The organism is Burkholderia pulmonis (assembly GCF_984667975.1).
This window is the reverse complement of sequence record NZ_OZ480187.1, coordinates 2,169,870-2,192,306: the sequence shown is the minus strand read 5'-3', so window position 1 is coordinate 2,192,306 and position 22,437 is coordinate 2,169,870. Positions and strand designations below refer to the sequence as shown.

General features: G+C 68.3%; 17 protein-coding genes. 13 read left to right on the top strand and 4 right to left on the bottom strand.

Annotated features, from left to right (window positions below; all coding sequences use genetic code 11):
* Positions 1-35 precede the first annotated feature (35 nt).
* On the top strand, positions 36-773 hold the full coding sequence (locus AC5LXK_RS26505; RefSeq protein WP_493391640.1) for an SDR family oxidoreductase: 738 nt from the start codon (positions 36-38) through the stop codon (positions 771-773).
* A 12-nt stretch (positions 774-785) separates the two neighbouring features.
* Here the strand turns inward: AC5LXK_RS26505 and AC5LXK_RS26500 are convergent, their stop codons facing one another.
* Positions 786-1,763, bottom strand: coding sequence for a LysR substrate-binding domain-containing protein (locus AC5LXK_RS26500; RefSeq protein ID WP_493391639.1), 978 nt, complete (start codon positions 1,761-1,763; stop codon positions 786-788).
* Between the two features lie 132 nt (positions 1,764-1,895).
* On the opposite strand from AC5LXK_RS26500, the gene AC5LXK_RS26495 reads away from it, so the two are divergent.
* The 8 genes from AC5LXK_RS26495 to AC5LXK_RS26460 all read left to right on the top strand — a co-directional run bounded on the left by AC5LXK_RS26495 (position 1,896) and on the right by AC5LXK_RS26460 (position 11,210).
* Positions 1,896-2,612 (top strand): SDR family oxidoreductase, encoded by a 717-nt coding sequence (locus AC5LXK_RS26495; protein ID WP_493391638.1) that lies wholly within the window; start codon positions 1,896-1,898, stop codon positions 2,610-2,612.
* 240 nt (positions 2,613-2,852) lie between these two features.
* Positions 2,853-4,316: an MFS transporter gene (locus AC5LXK_RS26490; protein WP_493391637.1), complete on the top strand. Its 1,464-nt coding sequence runs from the start codon at positions 2,853-2,855 to the stop codon at positions 4,314-4,316.
* Complete coding sequence (locus AC5LXK_RS26485) at positions 4,313-5,854, top strand: FGGY family carbohydrate kinase (protein ID WP_493391636.1); 1,542 nt, start codon at positions 4,313-4,315, stop codon at positions 5,852-5,854. The genes AC5LXK_RS26490 and AC5LXK_RS26485 overlap by 4 nt, the downstream gene beginning before the upstream one ends.
* 18 nt (positions 5,855-5,872) lie before the next feature.
* Positions 5,873-7,552, top strand: a complete 1,680-nt coding sequence (locus AC5LXK_RS26480) for a glycerol-3-phosphate dehydrogenase/oxidase (protein WP_493391635.1) — start codon at positions 5,873-5,875, stop codon at positions 7,550-7,552.
* A complete protein-coding gene (locus tag AC5LXK_RS26475) occupies positions 7,549-9,111 on the top strand; it encodes an FAD-binding oxidoreductase (protein WP_493391634.1) in 1,563 nt (520 codons plus the stop codon). The genes AC5LXK_RS26480 and AC5LXK_RS26475 overlap by 4 nt, the downstream gene beginning before the upstream one ends.
* Before the next feature lie 5 nt (positions 9,112-9,116).
* Positions 9,117-9,692, top strand: coding sequence for a glycerol-3-phosphate responsive antiterminator (locus AC5LXK_RS26470; RefSeq protein ID WP_493391633.1), 576 nt, complete (start codon positions 9,117-9,119; stop codon positions 9,690-9,692).
* Between the two features lie 28 nt (positions 9,693-9,720).
* Entirely contained in the window at positions 9,721-10,056 is a 336-nt protein-coding gene (locus AC5LXK_RS26465; RefSeq protein WP_493384800.1) for a putative quinol monooxygenase, read from the top strand.
* On the top strand, positions 10,053-11,210 hold the full coding sequence (locus tag AC5LXK_RS26460) for an iron-containing alcohol dehydrogenase (RefSeq protein WP_493391632.1): 1,158 nt from the start codon (positions 10,053-10,055) through the stop codon (positions 11,208-11,210). Before AC5LXK_RS26465 ends, AC5LXK_RS26460 begins: the two co-directional genes overlap by 4 nt.
* Positions 11,211-11,246: 36 nt before the next feature.
* Here the strand turns inward: AC5LXK_RS26460 and AC5LXK_RS26455 are convergent, their stop codons facing one another.
* The gene (locus tag AC5LXK_RS26455; protein WP_493391631.1) at positions 11,247-12,410 is read right to left on the bottom strand and encodes an MFS transporter; all 1,164 of its coding nucleotides are present in this window, start codon (positions 12,408-12,410) and stop codon (positions 11,247-11,249) included.
* A 530-nt stretch (positions 12,411-12,940) separates the two neighbouring features.
* Between AC5LXK_RS26455 and AC5LXK_RS26450 the strand changes: the two genes are divergently transcribed.
* Positions 12,941-14,224, top strand: coding sequence for a cation:proton antiporter (locus AC5LXK_RS26450; protein ID WP_493391630.1), 1,284 nt, complete (start codon positions 12,941-12,943; stop codon positions 14,222-14,224).
* Positions 14,225-14,248: 24 nt separating this feature from the next.
* Here the strand turns inward: AC5LXK_RS26450 and AC5LXK_RS26445 are convergent, their stop codons facing one another.
* Positions 14,249-16,429 (bottom strand): ornithine decarboxylase, encoded by a 2,181-nt coding sequence (locus AC5LXK_RS26445; RefSeq protein WP_493391629.1) that lies wholly within the window; start codon positions 16,427-16,429, stop codon positions 14,249-14,251.
* A 506-nt stretch (positions 16,430-16,935) separates the two neighbouring features.
* Between AC5LXK_RS26445 and AC5LXK_RS26440 the strand changes: the two genes are divergently transcribed.
* Together AC5LXK_RS26440 and potE are read left to right on the top strand one after the other, a co-directional pair.
* The gene (locus tag AC5LXK_RS26440; RefSeq protein WP_493391628.1) at positions 16,936-19,236 is read left to right on the top strand and encodes an Orn/Lys/Arg family decarboxylase; all 2,301 of its coding nucleotides are present in this window, start codon (positions 16,936-16,938) and stop codon (positions 19,234-19,236) included.
* Between the two features lie 62 nt (positions 19,237-19,298).
* Positions 19,299-20,684, top strand: a complete 1,386-nt coding sequence (gene potE, locus AC5LXK_RS26435) for a putrescine-ornithine antiporter (protein WP_175841823.1) — start codon at positions 19,299-19,301, stop codon at positions 20,682-20,684.
* A 26-nt stretch (positions 20,685-20,710) separates the two neighbouring features.
* On the opposite strand, the gene AC5LXK_RS26430 is transcribed toward potE, so the two are convergent.
* The gene (locus AC5LXK_RS26430) at positions 20,711-21,619 is read right to left on the bottom strand and encodes a LysR family transcriptional regulator (RefSeq protein ID WP_493391627.1); all 909 of its coding nucleotides are present in this window, start codon (positions 21,617-21,619) and stop codon (positions 20,711-20,713) included.
* Between the two features lie 233 nt (positions 21,620-21,852).
* On the opposite strand from AC5LXK_RS26430, the gene AC5LXK_RS26425 reads away from it, so the two are divergent.
* Positions 21,853-22,437 (top strand): putative glycolipid-binding domain-containing protein, encoded by a 585-nt coding sequence (locus AC5LXK_RS26425; protein WP_493391626.1) that lies wholly within the window; start codon positions 21,853-21,855, stop codon positions 22,435-22,437.

Here is a 22,437-nt window from a genome sequence, read left to right as displayed (position 1 = left end):
GTTCGTGAACCTTCACCCCCTGATGAGGAATCGACATGAACGAGGCAACGCAATCTTCGGCGCTGGACGGCGCGCACGTCGTGGTTTTGGGTGCGAGTTCCGGAATCGGTCTCGCGGCTGCGGCCGCTGCGAAGGCCGGAGGCGCCAGCGTCACGCTGGTCGGCCGGACCCGCGCGAAGCTCGAATCCGCCGCAAAGGCGATCGGCGGTGCGGGCATCGCGGTGGCCGACATCGCGGACCGGCACGCCGTGCAGGCCGTATTCGACACGCTGACGCGCGTGGATCACCTGGTCGTCACGGCCGGTCAATTCATTGCCGGGAAGCTGAACGAGACCGATCCGGACCACCTGCTCGCCGCGCTGCACGAGCGGATCGCCGGGCCCGTGTACGCGATCCGGGCCGCGTTGCCGCTGATGCCCGCGACCGGCTCGATCGTGCTGACCGGCGGGCAATTGTCGGATCGGCCCGGCGCGCAAGGCACGTCCGTTATCGCTGCCGCCGTGCGCGGCGTCGAGGCGCTGGCGCAGTCGCTCGCGCTGGAACTGAAGCCGATCCGCGTCAATGTCGTCGCGCCGGGTTTCGTCGAGACGCCGCTTTACGACGCGTTCGGCCCGGAAGCGCGCGACGCGATCCTCGCGGGCGCGGCTTCGGCGCTGCCCGGTGGCCGTGTCGGCCGCGCCGACGAAGTCGGGGAGGCGATCGCCTTCCTGCTGGGCAACGGCTTCATGAACGGCGAAATCCTGCACATCGACGGCGGCGGCCGGCTGGTCTGAGCCGGGGCGACGTCAGCCGGCGGTGCGTGTTCCGGTGCCGCGCGCCGTTGCGCGTGGCGGGCGGGAGTCGGGATACGCGCGCTGGCAGACCGCAATGACCGCATCGCGCAGCCGGCGATGCACGGGATCGCCGTGCATGCGCGGATGCCAGAGCGCGGAAACGAGGATCGCCGGCAGGCGGACCGGAACGTCGAAGCCGCGCAGCCCGAGCGCTTCCGTGAGCCCCGGCGAGAACGCGTTGCCGAGGCTCGAGCGCGGCACCAGCGCGATCAGGTCGGTGCTGGCGGCGACGCGCATCGCATCCGGGTAGCCCGGCACCACGACGTGCACGGTGTGGCCGGGGCCGCCGCCGTCGGCCGGGTCGTCGGCCGGCCCGCCGAAATCGCCGAGCTGCGATGCGATCACGTGACGGCAGGCCGCATAGCGTGCGGGCGTGATCCTGGCCGAAGCGAACAGCGGGTGTCCGGCGCGCGCCACCGCGACGTGCCAGTCGTGAAACAGCATGCGCGTGTGCAGTTCGGGCGCATCGTCGCCGCGCTTGCCGATTTCCAGGTCGACCGCGCCGTCGCGCAGCGCCTGCGGATCGCGGTCGAGCTTCGGGACGAAGCGGATGCGCACGTGCGGCGCGACTTCGCCAAGCGCGGCGACCACCGGGCCCGACAGCATTTCCATGAATGACGCGGCGGCCCGGATCGTGAAAGTGGCGGCGAGCGTCGTCATGTCGACGTCGGTCGCCGCCGGCCGGAGCACGGTGCGTGCGTCGAGCGCGATCGCATGCACGCGGTCGCGCAACGCGGCCGCGTGCGGTGTCGGCACGAGCTTGCGCCCGGCGCGCACGAGCAGCTGATCGCCGGTGGAGATCCGCAGCCGCGTGAGCGTGCGGCTCATCGCGGACGTGCTCAGGCCCAGCCGGCGCGCGGCGCCGGTCACGCTGCTTTCCGACAGCAGCGCGTCGAGCGCGGTAACGAGATTCAGGTCGATGTCTTCCATGCGGACAGGATACGCTTTTGTTGGGTTGGCAGGGCGTTGAGTGCAACTATGGATTGCATTCCATGCGTCTGGCACCTGTCGTGGTGCGCGCCTATAGTGGGTGCATGACGAAACACGGCAAAGGCGGAAACCATGCAATCGACTGAATCGAATCGAAACGCTCCCACACTCCTGCTCGTCGCGGCCTCGCGCGGCCTCGGGCTCGCGATGGCGGAGGCATTCCTGAACAAGGGCTGGAACGTGACGGGTACCGTGCGCGAAGGATCGGGGCGCACGAAGCTGCACGACCTGGCCGACCGGTTCGACGGCCGGCTCGATATCGCGACGCTCGATATCTGCGATTCCGCGCAACTGGCCGCATTGCGCGAACGCCTGTCGGGCAGGCGCTTCGACATGCTGTTCGTGAATGCCGGGACGACCAACGATCCGAATGAAACGATCGGCGAAGTGACGACCGACGAATTCGTGCGCGTGATGATCACGAATGCGCTGGCGCCGATGCGCGTGATCGAGACGCTGCAGGATCTCGTGACCGCGGACGGCCTGATCGGCGCGATGTCGTCGGGGCAGGGCAGCGTCGCGAACAACGTCAGCGGGATGCGCGAGGTGTATCGCGGCAGCAAGGCCGCGCTGAACCAGTTCATGCGCAGCTTCGCGGCGCGTCAGGCCGATACGCGTCGCGCGATGGCGCTGATGGCGCCCGGCTGGGTTCGTACCGAACTCGGCGGCCCCGATGCGCGCCTGACCATCGATGAGAGCGTGCCGAGCCTCGTCGACGTGCTGCTGGCGAAGCGGGCGCGGCCCGGGCTCGAATACCTCGACTACCTGGGGCGGACGGTACCGTGGTAAACGCGTGGATCGCAGCACCGTACCCGCTTGAGAACGACGTTGCGTCCGCAACGATTTCGCGGTGCGCTGATGCACCTCTCGCTGCAACGCACAACCGACCGCGCTTGACACAGGCGCGCTGCCCGCCGTAAATTGCGCTGGCAGATCTAGATAAGAGACTATCTGTAAGATGGTCTCTCCATGCGTCGATCGCATCTGCAATGTCGAGCCTCTTACAGAACAAATATACGGAGGCCGATTGTGCGAACGATCGCGGTCAAGCTTCATGGCATTGAAGACGTCATCTCCTTTCTCGACTCACGCCCCGGTATCGCGGGCAGGGCGGGGCTCGTCTGGTGGTTGTCGCTCGGCGGGCTGTTTCTCGACGCATTTTCCAATTCGGCATTGAGCGCCGGCCTCGGGCCGATGACGCACGAACTGCATCTGTCGGCCGCGCAGGTCGCGTGGATGACGTCGTTCGCATCGTGGGTCGCGATCGCGTTCAACCCGATCGGCGGCTGGATGGCCGACCGGTGGGGCCGTGTGCGGCCGCTGATCGCCGCAAAGCTGCTGTCGGTGATCGGCGCGCTGCTGGTGGTGTTCGCGCCGGATTTCAACGCGATTCTCGCGGGCCGCTTTTTCGTCGGCATGGCGTACGGCATCGACTTCGCGATCGCGATGGCGATGCTCGCGGAGTTCACGCCGGGCCGCCTGAAGAGCCGGCTCAATACCTGGCAGGGCATGTGGTACACGGCCGTCTGCCTGAACCTGCTGCTCGCGCTGCTGTTCCATGCGTGGCAGGTCGGCGATTCGATCTGGCGCTACTCGGTGGCGGCCACTGCGATATTCGGCGTCGCGATCCTCGCGCTGCAATGCGCATTTCTCGTCGAAAGCCCGATCTGGCTCGCGCGCAAGGAGCGGCTCGACGATGCGGCGCGCGCGATGACGCGCATCTACGGGCAGGCATTCGCCGCCGCGCCTGCGCATGAGCGTACGCCTGTCGTCAATCCGGCCACGCGCGGCCTCGCGAACGTGCTGCTGATCTTCCGCGGCGTCTACCTGCCGCGCACGATCCTCGCCGCGACCGTGCAGATCGGCCAGTCGATCGAATACTTCGCGATTGGCTGGTACCTGCCGCTGATCAGCGCCGCGCTGTTCGGCAAGGATTTCGTCTACGCGACGCTCGGCGCGCTCGTGTTCAACCTGTTCGGGATCGTCGGCGGCTTCTCGTCGTCGGCGGTCGGCCGCCGTGTCGGCCTGCGTCGTGCGTCGGCGTTCGGGTTCGCGGCGGTGTGCGCGATGCTGGTCGCGCTCGGGCTGTTTCACGCGCACATGCCGCTGTGGCTGTCGGTCGTCGTGCCGTCGCTGTTCATCCTGTTCCACTCGGCCGGCCCCGGCGCGAACGGCAAGAGCCTGTCGTCGCTGTCGTTTCGCGGCGAGCTGCGCGCGGGCGCGAACGGCATCGTCGGGGCGCTCGGCTCGATCGGCGCGGCGCTCGGCCTGCTGGTCTTTCCGCTGTTCCGTGCGCGCTACGGCCTCGAACACACGTTCCTGATCCTCGCGATCGTGCCGTGCGTCGCAAGCGCGATCTGCTTCGCGATCCGCTGGGATCCGACCCGCACGACGATCAACCCCGACAACGAACCCGACGCGCCGCACTTCGGCGACGACGCGCGCGCCACGTCGACCTTCCTTGAACCCGCCATCGAGAAAACGCAGCGATGACCGAATCCCGCAACGCCATTCTCGCGATCGACGAAGGCACGTCCGGCACGCGTGCCGCACTCGTCGATGCGAGCGGACACGTGTCGTGCCTGGAATACCTGCCGCTGTCGGTCGAGAGCCCGCAGCCCGGCGTCGTCGAACAGGACGCGAACGCGATCCTCGACAAGACGCTCGCAGTCTGCCGCGCGACGCTCGCCCGCGCACATGAACAGGGGGTGCGCATCGTCGCGCTGGCGCTTGCGACGCAGCGTGCGACCGCCGTGCTGTGGGACACGCGGACCGGGCGCGCGCTCGTGCCCGCGATGGTCTGGCAGGACACGCGCCATGCCGTCGAACTCAACCGCCTCGCGGCCGACTGGGATCGCGTGCTGGTGCCGCAGGTCGGGCGGCCGGCGGGCGTGCGCTCGCCGTATCTGTGGGCCGTGCACCAGCTGCGCACGTCGCAGGCGGTGGCCGACGCACGGCGCGCCGGCTGTCTCGCGTTCGGCACGATCGATACGTGGCTGCTGTGGCATCTGTCCGATGCGCGCACGTGCGTGACGACACCGACCAACGCGACTTCCGCGAGTGCGTACCTGCTCGGCGAACACCGCTACTTCGATTCGTGGCTCGATGCGCTCGGGTTTCCGCACGAACTGTTGCCCGCGTTGCGCGAGGATGCCGACACGTTCGGCCGCACGCGCCGCGATGTGCTCGGCATCGACGTGCCGATCCTCGCGTGTGCGGGCGACCAGTTCGCGGGGGCGGTCGGCCTCGGCTGCGTCGAGCGCGGGCAGGCGATGTGCGTGCACGGCACCGGCAGCTTCGTCGACCTGCTGACGGGGACGGCGCGCCCGGACGCCGGATCGCATGCGCAACCCGGTCACGCGCACGACGGCACGCTCGCGATGACCGCGCGACGGCACGGCGGCGTGTCGCATTACTCGCTCGAAACCTTCGTCGCGACGACGGGTTCGGCGTTGCGCTGGGTCTGCGAAAAACTGCGCTGGTTCGACGATCCCGCGCAGATCAGCGCGCTGGCGGGCACCGTGCAGTCGTCGCGCGGCGTGACGTTCGTGCCGGCGCTCACGGGCCTGCGCGTGCCGCGGATGGAGCCGAACGCGCGTGCGCTGCTGTCGGGCATCTCGATCGCGACGACGCAGGCGGAAGTCGCGCATGCCGTGCTCGAAGGCATCGCGCATTCGGTCGCGTCGTGCATGGAAGCCAACCAGGCGGTGGCGGGGGCCGACGTGTCCGAGCTGATCGTCGGCGGCGGCCTCGCGGGCAGCGACACGCTGCTGCAGATCCAGGCCGACGTGAGCGGCATGCCCGTGCGCCGGATGCGCGAAGGCGATCGCGCGAGCCTGCGCGGCGCGGCGTTTCTCGCGGGCGCGTCGGGGCTGTTGTGGGATTCGCTCGACGAAGCCCGCGCGACGCTCGTCACCGACGCCGTTTTCGAACCCTCGATCGATGCGGACAGCCGGCAGCGCCGGCGCGCGGCCTGGCATGCGCGGATCGCGTCCGAGCTCGCGCACGCGGCCGATTTTGCACATGCGTAAGCACGGAGAACGACCAGCATGATGTTTTTGCCATCCAGAAAACCGCTGACGGACCGCGCCGGCATGACCGGCACGGAGCCGCTGCGCGTGAACCGCGACGAGCATCTGGCACGACTCGAAGCGGATACCTTCGACGTGCTGATCGTCGGCGGCGGCGTGACGGGCGCATACGCGGCGTTCGACGCGAGCCTGCGCGGGCTGCGCGTCGCGCTCGTCGAGAAAAGCGACTTCGCGTCGGGCACGTCGTCGAAGTCGTCGAAGATGGTGCACGGCGGGCTGCGCTACATCGAGCAGGGCAATCTCGGGCTGGTGCGCCATTCGCTGCTCGAGCGGCAGCGGCTGCGGCGCAACGCGCGCCATCTCGTGCAGCGGCTGCCGTTCCTGTTCCCGGTGATGGAGCGCGAGGGCGTGTTCGACCGGCGTCTGGCCAAGGCTTTCGAAAGCCTGCTGTGGACCTACGACATCGCCGGCGGCTGGCGCGAGGGCATCCTGCACCAGAAGCTGACCAAGGCCGAGGTGCTGTCGCATTGCCCGACCTTCAACGAAACCTACCTGACGGGTGGCTTCCTGTATTTCGACGCGCGCGTCGACGATGCGCGCCTGACGCTGAACCTCGTGCGCACGGCCGCGTTTCATGGCGCGGCGGTCGCGAACCATGCGCAGGTGGTCGAGCTGACGCGCGACGGCCACGGCAAGGTCGACGGCGCGATCGTGCATGCCGACGGCCGCGAGCGGCGCGTGCGGGCGCGCGTGGTCGTGATGGCGACGGGGGTATGGCTGCGCGACTGGACCGGCGCGCGCAAGGGCGACACGCCCGCGCTGCAGGTACGGCCCGCGAAGGGCGTGCATGTGGCGATCCCGTGGCTGAAGATCCGCAACGACTGCACGGTGACGATCCCCGTGCCGGGCCGCAACCGCCGCGCGACGATCACGCGCTGGGGCAACGTGTCGTATCTCGGCACGACCGACGAGGACTACGACGGCGATCTCGACGACGTGCACTGCACGCGGCAGGAGCTCGATTTCCTGCTGGAGGGCGCACGTTCCGCGCTGAAGGCCGACCTGAGCGCGGACGACGTGGTCGGCAGCATCGCCGGATGCCGGCCGCTCGTCGGGCCGCCCGGCGGCAAGACGATCGAGATGAAGCGCAATCACGAGATTCACGTCGCCCCCGACGGGCTCGTGACGATCGTCGGCGGCAAGCTGACCACGTCGCGACACATGGCCGAGCAGACCATCGATACGGTCGGCAAGCTGCTCGGCCGCCGCGCGCGCTGCCGTACGAAATCGGCATACCTGCTCGGCGCGGCCGGCTATGACCCGCAGGCGATCGTCGCATCGGGCGGGCTCGCCGCGCATCTCGGCGAACGCTACGGCACCGAGGCGCGCTTTGTCGGCGACCTCGCCGATGCGACGCCGTCGCTGCTCGCGCCGATCGTGGAAGGGCTGCCGTACAGCGAAGCGGAAGTGCTCTATGCGGTGCGTCACGAATTCGCACGCAGCGTCGACGACGTGCTGTCGCGTCGCACCCGCGCGCGGCTGATGGCGCGCGATGCGTCGGCGCGGGCGGCACCGCGCGTCGGCGCGATCCTTCAGGCGGAGCTCGGCTTGTCCGACGCGGCCGTCGCCAGCCAGGTGCGCGACTACGTCGCCGCCGTGGCACTCGAAAAAGCCATCCTCATGGGAGAAAACGGATGATCAGCAAGGAAGCCATCAAGCGCGGCTACAACCGCGGCAACTACGTCGTCGGCGCGCATACGCCGCCGCCATATTCGCTGAACCTGGCAGCGACGGGCGGTGCGCCGCTCGAGGCCGGCATGCAGCGCGCGCCGGTCGCGGTCTCGCCGCAGCAGGTCGATGCGCTGCGCGCGGTGGCCGACGAGGTGCTCGTGCAGCCGGCCGACGTCGTCGCATGGACCCGCGACTGGTGGGCCGCGTCGATGGTCGCGGAAACGGGTGGCCGACCGGCGACGCCGTATGCGGTCGTCGTGCGCGTGTCGACGGTCGAGCAGGTGCAGGCCGTGATGCGCATCGCGCACGCGGCGACGATTCCGGTGACGGCATCGGCCGGCCGCAGCAACGTGACGGGCGCGGCGCTGCCGGTGCGCGGCGGCATCGTGCTCGACGTATGCGGGCTGAACCGGCTGGTCGGCGTCGACACCGAGAGCCAGATCGTCGACGTCGAAGCCGGGATGTTCGGCGACGTGTTCGAGGACACGCTGCAGCGCGAACACGGGTTGACGATGGGGCACTGGCCGTCGTCGTTCGGGATCAGCACGGTAGGCGGCTGGATCGCGTGCCGCGGCGCGGGGCAACTGTCGACGCGCTACGGCAAGATCGAGGACATGGTGTTCGGGATGGACGTGGTGCTCGCGGACGGCAGCCTCGTCACGCTCGGCGGCTATTCGCGCGCGGCGGTCGGCCCCGATCTGCAGCAACTGTTCATCGGCAGCGAAGGGACGCTCGGCATCATCGTGCGTGCACGCCTGAAGCTGCATCGGCTGCCCGACTACGGCCGCGCGATCGCGTACGGCTTCGACACGTTCGCGGCCGGCCTCGACGCGTGCCGCGAGATCCTGCAGCGCGGCGCGAATCCTGCGGCACTGCGGCTCTACGATCAACTCGAAAGCGGCGTGCAGTTCGGCCTGCCCGACACGAACGTGCTGCTGATCGCCGACGAAGGCGCGCGCGAGATGGTCGACGCGGTGATGGCGATCGGCACGCGTGTCGGCGAGGAAAGCGGGCGCAAGCTCGACGGCGACGCGATCTTCGAGAAATGGCTCGATACGCGCTACCTGACCGGCAAGAGTGCGGAAGGCTTCAAGCGCAGCCCGGGCTTCGTCGCCGACACGCTGGAGATGTGCGGCCGCTGGCGCGATCTCGCGGCGATCTATCGCGACGTGGTGGCCGCGCTGCAGGCGGTGCCGGGCACGCTGGCCGGATCCGCGCACCAGTCGCATGCGTACGCGGACGGCGCGTGCCTGTATTTCTCGCTGCGCGGCGACGTCGCGGTGGCCGAGCGGGCCGCGTGGTATCGCGCCGCATGGGACGCGGCGAACGCGGTGCTGATCCAATACAATGCCGCATTGAGTCATCACCACGGCGTCGGGCTGCTGCGTTCGCCGTACATGCGCGATTCGCTGGGCACCGCGTTCCCGGTGCTGCAGACGGTGAAGCGCGCGCTCGATCCGAAGCACATCCTCAACCCCGGCAAGCTCGGTCTCGGCGACGAGACGGGCCCGCACGTCGACCGGTAAACGCCATGGACAAGTCGCTGGGCGCGCGTCTCGCCCGTCATCCCGTCATCGCCACGCTGTACGGCGTCGAGCAGGCCGACAGCTTCATCGACAGCGAGGCCGAGGTCGGCATCGTCGCGAACGTCGACCTGCGCCGGCTGCAGGCGGTGGTCGCGGCGCTCGCCCGGGCCGGCAAGTTCGTGATCGTCAACATCGACAGTTGCGATGGACTGTCGCAGGACAAGGGCGGCGTCGAATATCTGGCCGATATCGGCGTCGCGAGCGTCGTGTCGACGCGCGTCGCGACGATCCAGCGGGCGAACCGCGCGGGGCTGATCACGATGCAGAAGGTGTTCGTGACCGACCGTTCGACGTGGCCGCGCAGCATGAAGGCGATCGAGCAGAGCGATCCGAACCTCGTGCAGCTTATGCCGGCGCCGATGCTCGCGCACCTGAGCGAAGCCGACCGGCAGGCGCTGCCGCCGATCGTCGCGTCGGGCTTCGTCGGCAACGCGGACGACGTGCGCAGCGCGATGCGGCACGGGGCGGTCGCGGTGTCGACGAGCGACAGTGCGTGGTGGAATTTCGACCCGTCGTCGTGACGGGCTTGCGTCGAACAGGGAGCGCAGCATGAACGAACCTTACCTGCAGGTGATCGCGCATTACTTCGCGAAGCCGGGCAACGGCGACCGCGTGGTCGAACTGCTTGCGGAACTCGCGCCGGCCACGCGCGCCGAGCCGAAGAATCTCGACTACGCGTATTTCCGCTCGCCGGAGGATCCCGACCACATCGTGATCCTCGAGCGCTACCGCGATGCGGACGGCCTCGACGCGCATCGGGAAACGCCGCATTTCCAGCGCATCGGAATCGGGGCCATCATTCCGTTGCTCGATCGCCGCGACGTGTCGCGCTACATGGTGCAGCCGGACACCGGCACGGCGACGCCACCGGGAGGCACCCGATGAACCCGTTTCAATTCCGTACCGTTCCGACGCAGATCGTCGAATTCGGCGCCGCGCGCCGGCTCGGCGCGCTGTTGCGCGAACGCTTTCCGGCGCTCGCGCGGCTGTGCGTCGTCACCGATGCGTTCCTGCATCGCAGCGGCGTGCTCGCGCCCGCGCTGGAGAGCCTCGCCGCGCACGGCTGGCAGGTGACCGTGATCGACGACGTGATCGCCGACCCGCCCGAGCACGTGGTGCTCGAAGCGACGGAGCGGGCCATCGCGGCCGATGCCGAGATCGTGCTGGGCCTGGGCGGCGGCTCGTCGATGGACGTCGCGAAGCTGATCGCGGTGCTCGCGCCGGGGCAGCAGGCGCTGGCCGACATGTACGGCGTCGACAAGGTCGCGAGCGCGCGGCTGCCGCTCGTGCAGATGCCGACGACGGCCGGCACGGGCTCCGAGGTCACGGCCGTGTCGATCGTCACGGTCGGTGAGGCGCGCAAGATGGGCGTCGTGTCGCCGCACCTGTTCGCGGACGTCGCGATTCTCGATGCGGAGCTGACGCTCGGCCTGCCGCGCGCGGCGACGGCGGCGACCGGCATCGACGCGATGGTGCATGCGATCGAAGCTTATACGTCCGCGCGGCTGAAGAATCCGGTGTCCGACATGCTGGCGACGCACGCGCTGATGCTGCTGTCGCGCAACCTGCTTGCCGCGTGCGACGACGGCGGGAACCGGCACGCGCGCGAAGCGATGCTGGTCGGCGCGATGTTCGCGGGGCAGGCGTTCGCGAATGCGCCGGTCGCGGCCGTGCATGCGCTGGCCTATCCGGTCGGCGGGATCTTCCACGTGCCGCACGGGCTGTCGAATGCGCTCGTGCTGCCGCACGTGCTGCGCTTCAATGCGCCGGCCGCCGCGCCGCTGTATGCGGAACTCGCGGCGATCGTCGCACCGTCGGCGACGGGCAGCGACGAAGCGCGCACGCACGCGCTGGTCGCCGAGATCGACCGGCTGATCGTCGCGACGGGCATTCCGCGCACGCTGCGCGAAGTCGGCATCGGCGAAGGCGACCTGCCGCGGATGGCATCGGACGCGATGCTGCAGACGCGTCTGCTCGTGAACAATCCGCGCGAGGTGACGGAGGCCGACGCGCTGGAGATATACCGGCAGGCTTGGTAAGGCAGCGGGCGAGCGTACGGCGTCGCCCGTTACGGCTCACGATGCGCGTACGGGCCGACGCACGGGCCGTGCCGCGACGCACGCGCATGCGAGTGCGACGGCCACGAGCGCGCATCCGGCCCACGGCGTGACGAGCAGCGCATCGCGCCCGACGAGCACGCCGCCGAACGCCGACCCGAGCGCGACGCCCGCATGCATGGCCGACACGTTGATGCCGACGCTCGCATCGGCGAGCGACGGCGCGGTGTGGATCAGGTAGTTCTGCACGATTGGCGAGATCGACCAGCTGATGCCGCCCCACAGCATCATCGCGGGCACGAACGCGAGCGGCGAGGCGCCGGCCGCCGGCAGCACGGCCATCGCGACGAGAAACACGGCGGGGCATGCGCACAGCGCGCGCGATGCGCCGAGCCGGTCCGAGAAGAGTCCGCCGAGCCATGCGCCCGTCACGCCGGCAATCCCGAACGCGACGTACAGCCCTTCGAGCGCGACCGCGCCGGGCGACAGCACGGCCTGCAGATACGGCGTGAGATACGCGAACAACGTGAAGTGCCCGCCGATCATCGCGATCGAGACGAGTTGCGCGGCCAGCAGCCGCGGCCGCGACAGCACCGCGCGATAGGACGGTACGCCGGGCGTGCCGGCCGCGGCAGGCGCCAGGCGCGGCAGCCGGCGGGCGAGCCAGATCCCGAGCGGCAGCGCGGGCACGGCGATCGACACGAACACCGCGCGCCAGCCGGCCCATTCCGCAATGCGCATCCCGATCGGCACGCCGAGCACGAGCGACGCGCTGATCCCCATGAAGACGATGCCGATCGCGCGGCCGCGTTGCGACGCCGGCGCGAGTTCGGCCGCGAACCGCGTCGCGACGAGGATCAGCGTCGCGCAGCTCGCGGCCATCAGCACGCGCGCGGCGAACAGGCTCGCATAGCCGGGGCTCGCGGCGGCCAACAGGTTCGCGGCCGCGAATGCGCCGAGCGCCGCGAGCAGCGCGGTGCGCCGTTCGACGCGCGCGACGCACGCGGCCGCCACGAGCGCGGCGAGGGCGAATACGGCGGAGAAAATCGTGGTGAGCTGGCCGGCCGCGGCGATCGACACATGAAGGCCGGCCGAGATCGCCGGCAGGATGCCGACGCAGATGTTTTCGGCGACGCCGGCCAGGAACACGGCGGCGGCCAGCAGGTACACGCGAACGTCCATCGCAAACCCCTCCTGTACGGTCGACGCGACAGCGCCGGGCAGGGGCGGGGCCGCATCGGATCGAATCGACGGATGGGTTTCGAGGCGAGGCTTCGGTTATCCCGGAAAGATGGACGGTACCGCACGCCGGAGGCGCAGGCAAGTGTCGTTCTCGTGTCCGTTGTCGCGGCGCAATCGCGGCCGCGCCGGCGCGATTTACACCGCCTGCGGCCACGCGCATAATGAGCCGCGCATCCGGCCCCGGTTCCCGGGCCGGATCGCAACGCAAGGGCATGCGACGCGACAGAACGATCAGCACGAAGCGTCGCGCATCGGCCCGGGCGGCCCGCTTTCCGCAACCGCATTCCGCAACAGAACATCGGCTTCAGGCGCACCGGCAGCGCGCTTCGGGCACGGCACGTTCGCGCGCCGTGCGCCTGACGCCGCGTCGTCGCAGTGCGTGGCGTTGCCGCAGCGCAGCCCGTGCCGGGCCCGGCGTGCGGCGATCGACGGCGGCGGTGCGCGCCGCTCCTTTTCGACGGGGAACCGACATGACCGCGTTGCTTGCCCATCTGCCGCACCTGTCCCTGCTCGGGCAGTTCTCGCTGTGGATGCTGCTGTTCCTGATGCTGCCGAACCTCAGCGAGCGCCTGAAGCTGCCGTCGGTGCTCGGCTTCATCCTGGTCGGCTTCCTGCTCGGGCCGCAGGGCGTTCACCTGCTCGACCCCGATGACGCGACGAGCCGGTTGCTGTCGGAACTCGGCGTGTCGCTGCTGCTGTTCTTCGTCGGCTTCGACATCGACTTCGCGTTGCTGCGGCGTGCGAAGGCGCAGGTCGCGATGTTCGGCCTCCTGACCTTCCTGCTGCCGTTCGGATTCGGCTACGGCGTTGCCCATCTGCTCGGTTTTGCACCGAACCCGGCACTGCTGATCGGCTCGCTGATCGCGTCGCACACGCTGCTCGCGTATCCGGTCGTCACGCGGCTCGGGCTGACCGACCGCGTCAGCATCGTCGCGACGGCGGGCGCGACGATCTTCACCGACATCGCGTCGATGGTCGTGCTCGCGATCTGCCTGCTCACGCATCAGTCGGGCAACTTCTCCGATCGCGCGCTGATCCTGCAATTCGTGCAGATCGCGGTGTTCGTGCCGATCATCGTGTTCGGTGGCAGCTGGATCGTGAAATGGCTGCTCGGCCGCTTCCGGAACCGCAACGAGCCGCGCCTCGTGGTGTTTTTCCTGTTTCTTGCGATCTCGACCGAATGCGCGGCGCTGTTCGGGCTCGACGGGATCGTCGGTGCGTTCCTGGCCGGGATCGCGGTACGGCGCGCGGTGGTCACCGAGGAATCGGCCGACGTGCTGAAGGTGCTGAGCCAGACCTTCCTGATTCCGGCGTTCTTCATGGCGACCGGCATGCTGTTCCAGCCGCTCGCGGTCTTGAAGACGCTGTTCACGCAGCCGCTGCTGCCGCTCGGCCTGCTGATCGCGCTGCTGGCCGGCAAGTGGCTGGCGGCGGGCGCCGTCGGGCTCACGTTCCGCTATTCGCGCGACGAGACGAACATGGTCTGGAGCCTGTCGCTGCCGCAGGTCGCGGCCACGCTCGCGGCGACGACGGTCGCGTACCGGACGATGAATCATGCCGGCGTGCGCCTGATCGACGAATCGGTGCTGAACGCGGTGCTCGTGCTGGTGGTGCTGACGTCGGTGGCGGGGCCGCTGCTGACCCAGCGCTACGGGCGGCGCGTGCGCGGCGCGGCGCCGAGGCGGGAACCGGATCCGGCGCCGGTTCCCGCGCCTGCTCCCGCGATGGGCGGTGGTCTCGAAGAGGGGCAGTGAGCGGCGCGAGGCCGCCCGCCGTGCTTACCGGTGCGACGCGTCGGCGCCGGCCGTGACCACGTAGGCCGATGCCTGCTTCGTGCCGTCCGGCTTCGTCTGCAGGTACACGCCCTGGATTTCCGGCTCGAAGCCCGGCAGCGCGTTGATCCCGGCTTCCAGCGCGCGGAAGTAGTCGAGCGCGGGGCCGCCCCAGGCTTCGCCGGGCACCACGCAGAAGATGCCGGGCGGATAGGGCAGCGCGCCTTCGGTCGCGATCCGTCCTGCGATGCGGTCGAGCGTGACGAGCTCGACGTTGTTGCGGATCAGCTCGGCATTCGCGGCCTGCGGCTGCATCGCCTGCTTCGGGAGCTGCGCGCGCCGGAACATCTGCTTCTGCAGGTGTTTCATGTCGTGGCTGCGGTAGAAGTCGTGCATGCGCTGGCACAGCTGCCGCAGCCGCATGTTGCCGTACAGCTCCGGATACGCTTCGCACAGCGACGGAATCGCTTCGCGCAGCGGCGTGTCCTGGTCGAGATGGCGTTCGAACTGCGCGAGGTGCGCGACGAGGTGCTGCAGCTTGCCGAAGCTCTCCGACGGCGTGAGCAGGAACAGGATCGTGTACAGGTCGGCCTTCTCGGGCACGACGCCGTGCTCGCGCAGGTAGCGTGCCAGGATCGGCGCCGGTGCGCCGAACGATGCGTACTCGTGCGTGTCGGGATCGATGCCGGGTGTCGTCAGCAGCAGCTTGCACGGATCGACGAAGTACTGGTTGTCCGCATAGCCCTCGAAGCCGTGCCACGAGTCGGCCGGGTGGAAGCGGAAGAAGCGCAGGTCGTCGACGATCTGCTCGGTCGGGTAGTCGGCCCACGGGCGGCCGTCGATCTGCTGCGGAACGAACGGGCGGATCTGGCGGCAGGTCTTCAGCAGCAGCTTGCGCGCGTCGACGCCGTGCGCGACGCAGTCGCGCCACAGGCGCTTGCCGGCCGGGCCCGCGTGCATCTGCGCGTTGACGTCGAGCGCCGCGAACATCGGGTAGAACGGGCTCGTCGACGCGTGGATCATGTACGCATTGTTGAAGCGGCGGTGATCGCAGAAGCGCTTCTGGCCTTCGATGTGGCTGTCCTTCTTGTGGATCTGCGACGTCTGCGAGAAGCCGGCCTGCTGCTTGTGCACCGACTGCGTGACGAAGATGCCGGGATCGTCGGGGCCGAGCGTCAGCATCAGCGGCGAGCAGTCCTGCATCATCGGGATGAACTGCTCGTAGCCGACCCACGCCGAATCGAACAGGATGTAGTCGCACAGATGCCCGATGCGGTCGACGATTTCGCGCGCGTTGTAGATGGTGCCGTCGTAGGTGCCGAGCTGGATCACCGCGAGCCGGAACGGGCGGGGCAGATCGGCGCGCTCGGGGGCGACCTCGCGGATCGCGTCGCGAATGCGCGCTTCGCCGAGCGCCGCGCTGTCGACGCCGCCGATGAGCCCCCACGCGTTGCGCGCGGTTTCGAGGTAGACCGGCCGCGCGCCGGACAGCACGAGCGCGCCGAGGTGCACCGACTTGTGGTTGTTGCGGTCGAACAGGACGAGATCGTCCGGTGCGAGCAGCGCGCTCGTGACGACCTTGTTCGACGTCGACGTGCCGTTCAGCACGAAGTAGGTCTTGTCCGCGTTGTAGATGCGCGCGGCGTTGCGCTGCGCTTCCAGCGCGGGCCCTTCGTGGATCAGCAGGTCGCCGAGCCGGACGTCCGCGTTGCAGAGGTCGGCGCGAAAGATCGTTTCGCCGAAGAAGTCGAAGAACATCCGGCCGAGCGGGTGATTCGAGAAGAACTGGCCCCCCTGATGGCCCGGGCAGTCGAACTCGACGTAGCCGCGCTGCACGTATTCGCGCATGACCTTGAAGAACGGCGGCAGCAGGTTTTCGCTGTAGATGTCGGCGGCGGCGGAAATCTGCCGGCCGTAGTAGTGGCGGCCGCCGTGCCGGAGCTGGATCACGCCGCTCGCGCTCGGCAGGATCGACGGCGGCACTTCCTGGCTGGGCTCGACCGCGACGAAGAACGGAATCGCGAAGCCGGTTTTTTCGACGGCTTTCAGGACTTGTTGCGCCGAATCGATGCCGACGACGATTGCCGCGATATTCGTGAAGTCGGTCTGAAATACATCGACCTGTTCGTGCGTGGTGAGGAAGGCGCCGATCAGCGCCGGCTCGACTGCGATTTTCAACAGGCTCACGCGAACTCTCCGGTAAAGGTGCGGAAGCAGGAGCGCTATTCGCGCCGGCGCATCGTTCTGATTCGACATGCGCCGTAGCCGGTTGAAACGCTCCCGCGAATGCCGGGTGCCGAATGCGCGTTGCACGAGAAAGCCTTGCGCGGCGCGGCACAGCCGCGATCGGACAGTGCCCGGCGCAGCCGATCGTAGCAACAAAAGGAGGCAAATTCAATCGACCGGAATCGACAATGTCATTGCAGGATGAGAATGATCAAATAATCGGGAATTGACATGCTGCGGTGCACATGAAAATGATCCAATCATGAAATCCGATTTGAAAGGCGCCGATGGTTTCAACGAATCGCCAGCTTTTCATCGAAAGGCATCTATGGCATAGTCGGCTCCGAATTGGATGGCGAATCAAGCCGGAATTGCGAGCGTCTCATGCCGCTGCCCGTGACCTGCTGTCCGCGTGCTCGTGAGACGAACAATACCAATCGAAGCAACGCAACAGCGAGGGCAACAACATGAATACTTCTGCCGGTGGCATTCGTCGCCTGGGCATGCGCGCACTGCTGGTCGACGACGAAATCACGCAGGAAACCGCGACCGGGCGCGCGGTCCGCACGCTGAGCGCGGAACTCATGGAACGCGGTATCGACGTGCTCACGGCGACCTCCGCCGACGATGCGATCGTCCTGGTCCGGTCCGATCCGTCGATCCAGTGCGTGCTGCTCGACTGGGATCTCGGCGTGGACGGCCACGGGCCGTCCGAGGCCGTGGTCGATGCGATTCGCCATCGCAACGCCAACGTGCCGATCTTCCTGCTGGCCGACCGCAGCGTCGCGTCGTCGGTGCCGTCGGCGGTGATGGGCAAGGTCGACGATTTCGTGTGGCTGCTCGAAGATACCGCCGACTTCATCGGCGGGCGCATCCACGCGGCGATCGAACGCTACCGCTCGACCGTCCTGCCGCCGATGTTCGGCGCGCTCGCGAAATTCTCCCGCGTCTACGAATACTCGTGGCATACGCCCGGCCACACGGGTGGCACCGGCTTCCTGAAATCGCCGGTCGGGCGCGCCTTCTTCGAATACTTCGGCGAATCGCTGTTCCGCTCGGACCTGTCGATCTCGGTGGGCGAGCTCGGCTCGCTGCTCGATCACTCGGGCCCGATCGGCGAAAGCGAGCGCTACGCGGCACGCGTGTTCGGCGCGCATCGCACGTATCACGTGACGAACGGCTCGTCGACGTCGAACCGCATTATCCTGATGGCGAGCGTGAGCCGCGACCAGATCGCGCTGTGCGACCGCAACTGCCACAAGTCGGCCGAGCACGCGATGACGATGTCGGGCGCGATCCCGACCTACCTCGTGCCGACGCGCAACCGCTACGGGATCATCGGGCCGATCGCATCCGAGCGCCTCACGCAGACGGCGATCCGCGAAGCGATCTCGTCGAACCCGCTCGCGGCCGGGCTGGCCGATCGCCAGCCGAAGCACGCGATCATCACGAACTCGACGTACGACGGCCTCTGCTACAACGTGACGCGCGTGGAAGAGCTGCTCGGCGCGAGCGTCGACCGCCTGCACTTCGACGAGGCGTGGTACGGCTACGCGCGTTTCAACCCGATCTACCGCGACCGCCATGCGATGCACGGCGACCCGCGCGACCATCATGGGGATCGCCCCACGGTATTCGCGACGCAGTCGACGCACAAGCTGCTGACCGCGCTGTCGCAGGCGTCGTACATCCACGTGCGCGACGGCCGCAGCCCGATTCCGCATGGTCAGTTTAACGAAACGTTCATGATGCACGCGTCGACGTCGCCGAACTACGCGATCATCGCGTCGAACGACGTCGCGGCCGCGATGATGGACGGCCCCGGCGGCGCCGCGCTGACGCACGAGTCGATCGAGGAAGCCGTCGCGTTCCGGCAGATGATCGCGCGGATGAACGGCGAATTCGGCGCGAAGGGTGACTGGTTCTTCGAATGCTGGCAGCCTGAAACCGTGCTCGAAGCGCGTACGGGCCGCACGCTGCCGTTCCACGATGCGCCGCCCGAACTGCTCGCAAGCGACCCGGCATGCTGGGTGCTGCGCCCCGGCGCGCAATGGCACGGCTTCGGCAATATCGAGGACGGCTACTGCATGCTCGATCCGATCAAGGTGTCGATCGTCACGCCGGGCGTCGCGCCGGCCGGCGGCCTGATGCCGGTCGGCATCCCGGCGAGCGTCGTCACCGCGTATCTCGATGCACGCGGGATCGTCGTCGAGAAGACGACCGATTTCACGATCCTGTTCCTGTTCTCGATCGGCATCACGAAGGGCAAGTGGGGCTCGCTCGTCAGCGCGCTGTGCGACTTCAAGCGCGACTACGACGCGAACCTGCCGCTCGACATGGCGATTCCGGCGCTCGCGAAGGAGCATGGCTCGCGCTATGCGGGCATGGGGCTGAAGGATCTCGCCGACACGATGTTCGCGGCGATGGAGCAGCTCGGCACCACGCGGCTGATGTCGGAGGCGTTCTCGCTCCTGCCGAAGCCGGAGATGAGCCCGGTGCGCGCGTACGAGCATCTCGTACAGGGCCGCGTCGAGCAGGTCACGCTCGAAGAACTGGCCGGGCGCACGGTGGCCACTGGCGTCGTGCCGTATCCGCCGGGCATTCCGCTCCTGATGCCGGGCGAGAACGCGGGGCCGGCCGGCGGCCCGGTGCTCGGCTACCTGAAGGCGCTCGAAGCGTACGACCGGCGTTTCCCGGGCTTCGCGCACGATACGCACGGCGTGGAAGTCGAGGACGGTACGTACCGCGTGTACTGCCTGACGGCCTGAGCGCGCGAGCGGACGAACGAGCGACCGGCCGCGCGGCGGCCCCACATCGAAGGATCGACATCATGGAAAACGCAGCGCGCATGACCGACGCGGCCCCGGCGGCCGCGCCGAAGAACCGGATGAACGTCTGGCAGCTCACCATCCTCACGGCGGTCAACATGATGGGCTCCGGCATCATCCTGTTGCCGTCGAAGCTCGCGCAGGTCGGCACGATCTCGCTGCTGTCGTGGATCGTCACGGCCGGCGGCTCGCTCGCGCTGGCCTATGCGTTCGCGCGCTGCGGGATGTTGAGCCGCAAGCCGGGCGGGATGGGCGGCTACGCGGAATACGCGTTCGGCAAGGCCGGCAACTACATGGCGAACTACACGTACGGGCTGTCGCTCGTGATCGCCAACGTCGCGATCGGCGTGACGGCGGTCGGCTACGGCACCGTGCTGTTCGACGCGACGCTGTCGCCGCTGCAGACGGGCCTGTGGACGATCTTCCTGCTCGTGCTGACGACGGTCGCGAACTTCGGCGGCTCGCGCATCACCGGCCGGATCGGCGCGGTGACGGTGTGGGGCGTGATCATCCCGGTCGTCATCGTGTCGCTGATCGGCTGGTTCTGGTTCAGTGGCGCGACCTGGGGCGCCGCGTGGAATCCGCACAACCTGCCGTTCGGGCCGGCCGTCGGCAGCTCGATCGCGGTGACGCTGTGGGCGTTTCTCGGGCTCGAATCGGCCTGCGCGAACTCGGACGCAGTGGAGAATCCGGAGCGCAACGTGCCGATCGCCGTGCTGGGCGGCACGATTGCGTCGGCGATCTTCTACATCGTGTCGACCAACGTGATCGCGGGGATCGTGCCCAACGCGATTCTCGCGGCGTCGAACGCGCCGTTCGGTATCGCATTCGCGACGATGTTCACGCCGACCGTCGGCACGATCGTCACCGCGCTGATGGTGATCGCGTGCATCGGCTCGCTGCTCGGCTGGCAATTCACGGTCGCGCAGGTGTTCAAGAGTTCGGCGGACGTCGGCTACTTCCTGCCGGTGTTCGCTCGCGCAACGCGCACGGGCACGCCGATCGTCGGCATGGTGATCCTGCTCGTTGCACAGGTCGCGCTGGCGCTGATGACGATCAGCCCGGAACTGAGCAGCCAGTTCCAGAAGATCGTCGATCTCGCGGTCGTCACGAACCTCGTGCCTTACGTGATGTCGATGGCCGCGCTGATCACGATCCAGAAGGTCGCGAAGGTGCCGCCCGGCAAGGCGCTGGTGACGAACGTGATCGCGATGGCCGCCACCGCGTACAGCTTCTATGCGCTGTTCAGCTCGGGCGAGCAGGCGCTGATGCTCGGCGGCCTGTGCGTGTTCCTGGGCTGGACGCTGTTCGGTTTCGTCAGCGCACGCTTCTACCAGATGGAAGTCGACGCGCACGTGAAGGAGCCGGGGAAGTCGCTGCAGGCATGACCGCGGCCGCCGGTGGCCGTTGACGGCTACCGGCGGTGCTGCGTCAGCAGCGGCGGGAGCGTCTTCTTCAGCAGGTCGACGACGGTCCTCACGCGCGGCGGCAGCGGCCGCTGCGCGTGCACCAGCACATGCAGCGCGAAGTCGGGGACATCGTATTGCGGCAGGATCCGGGCCAGTTGGCCGCGCGCGAGCGCGTCGGCGCAAGCCGGTTGCTGGACCACGCCGATGCCGCCGCCCGCCGCGATCGTGTCGAACATCGGGCGCCAGTGGCTCGTGGTCATGACCGTCCGGATCCGTGCGTACTCGACCGCGTCGCCGCCACGCTGCAGCGGCACCTGTTCGTTGGCGAATACGCCTTTCACGCGGATGAACGGATGGCTCGCGAGGTCGGCCTTCGTTTCGATCGGGCCGTGCCGGTCGAGATACGACGGCGCGGCGACGAGTACACGGCCGACCGCGCCGAGCGCGTACGCGACGAACCCGCCGTCGCCGAGCTGGCCGACCCGGATCGAAATGTCGACGCCCTCGGTAACCGGATCGACGATATCGTCGTTCAGTACCAGGTCGATGTGCAGGTTCGGATACGCGGTGCGGATCTGCATCAGCACGCCCGGCATCACGACCTCGCCGACGCATTGCGGCGCCGCGAGCCGGATCGTGCCGTCGAGCGCGTTTTCCGTCTTCGATACCGCCGCGACGGCCAGTTCGGCCGCCTCGAGCAGCGCCTTGCTGCGCTCGTAGAAGAGGCGGCCTTCCTCCGTGCAGGCGAGGGTGCGCGCACTGCGCATCAGCAGCCGCGTGCCGAGATGTTTTTCCAGTTTCTCGATGCGCTCGCTGACGGCCGGTTGACCCATGTCGAGATCCCGCGCTGCGCCGGACATCGTTCCGCGCTCCACGACCCTGACGTAGATACGCATCGTCGCCAACAAATCCATGAAGTCGCGCCTTTTTCTTCCGGTTCGATTTTTGCCGATCGTCGGATGGTACCAAAGCGGCGCCGGCTTGGCGGTGTGTGTCGGGCCGATACTGACCATCGGCGCGCAGGTGACGGATGCCGTCGCGCACGCCGGCTGCCGCGCAACGGATCGGGCTGCCGAAGCCGCGTGCGTTCGTCGGCATCGTGAGCGAAAATCGGCTTCCTTCCGCGCGACCGACTGGAGACCACGACATGGCGCAACGCAACGAGGCCACACGGTCGCACGGCGTCGCATGGCAGGTCGTGCAGACGTGGCAGGCCGCCGAATGGTGCAGGCTCGTCGAATCGCCGGCGGGCATCGACCTGTCGGGCTCGGTGTCCGGTGCAATCGACGGCACGCCGTTTCGCATCGACTACGCGATCGCGTGCGGCATCGACTGGCTCACGCGCTCGGCGCGCGTGACACGGTGGATCGGCGCGGCGGCGGCGCAGCAACTGCACATAACCTGCGAGGCGGGGCGCTGGACGATCGACGGTGTCGACGCGCCGGCGCTGGCGGGCGCGACCGACATCGATCTCGGTTTCAGTCCGTCGACCAACACGCTGCCGATCCGCCGGCTGGCGCTCGCCGTCGGCGAGTCGGCCGTGATTCGCACCGCGTGGCTGCGCTTCCCGGATTTCGACATCGTGCGCGGCGAGCAGCGCTATACGCACACGACGCCATGCGTGTATCGCTACGAGAGCGGCACGTATGCGGCCGACATCGGGATCGACGACGCGGGCCTCGTTACCGACTACGACGAATGGCGACGCATCGGCGCGACGCCTGCGTCGTGA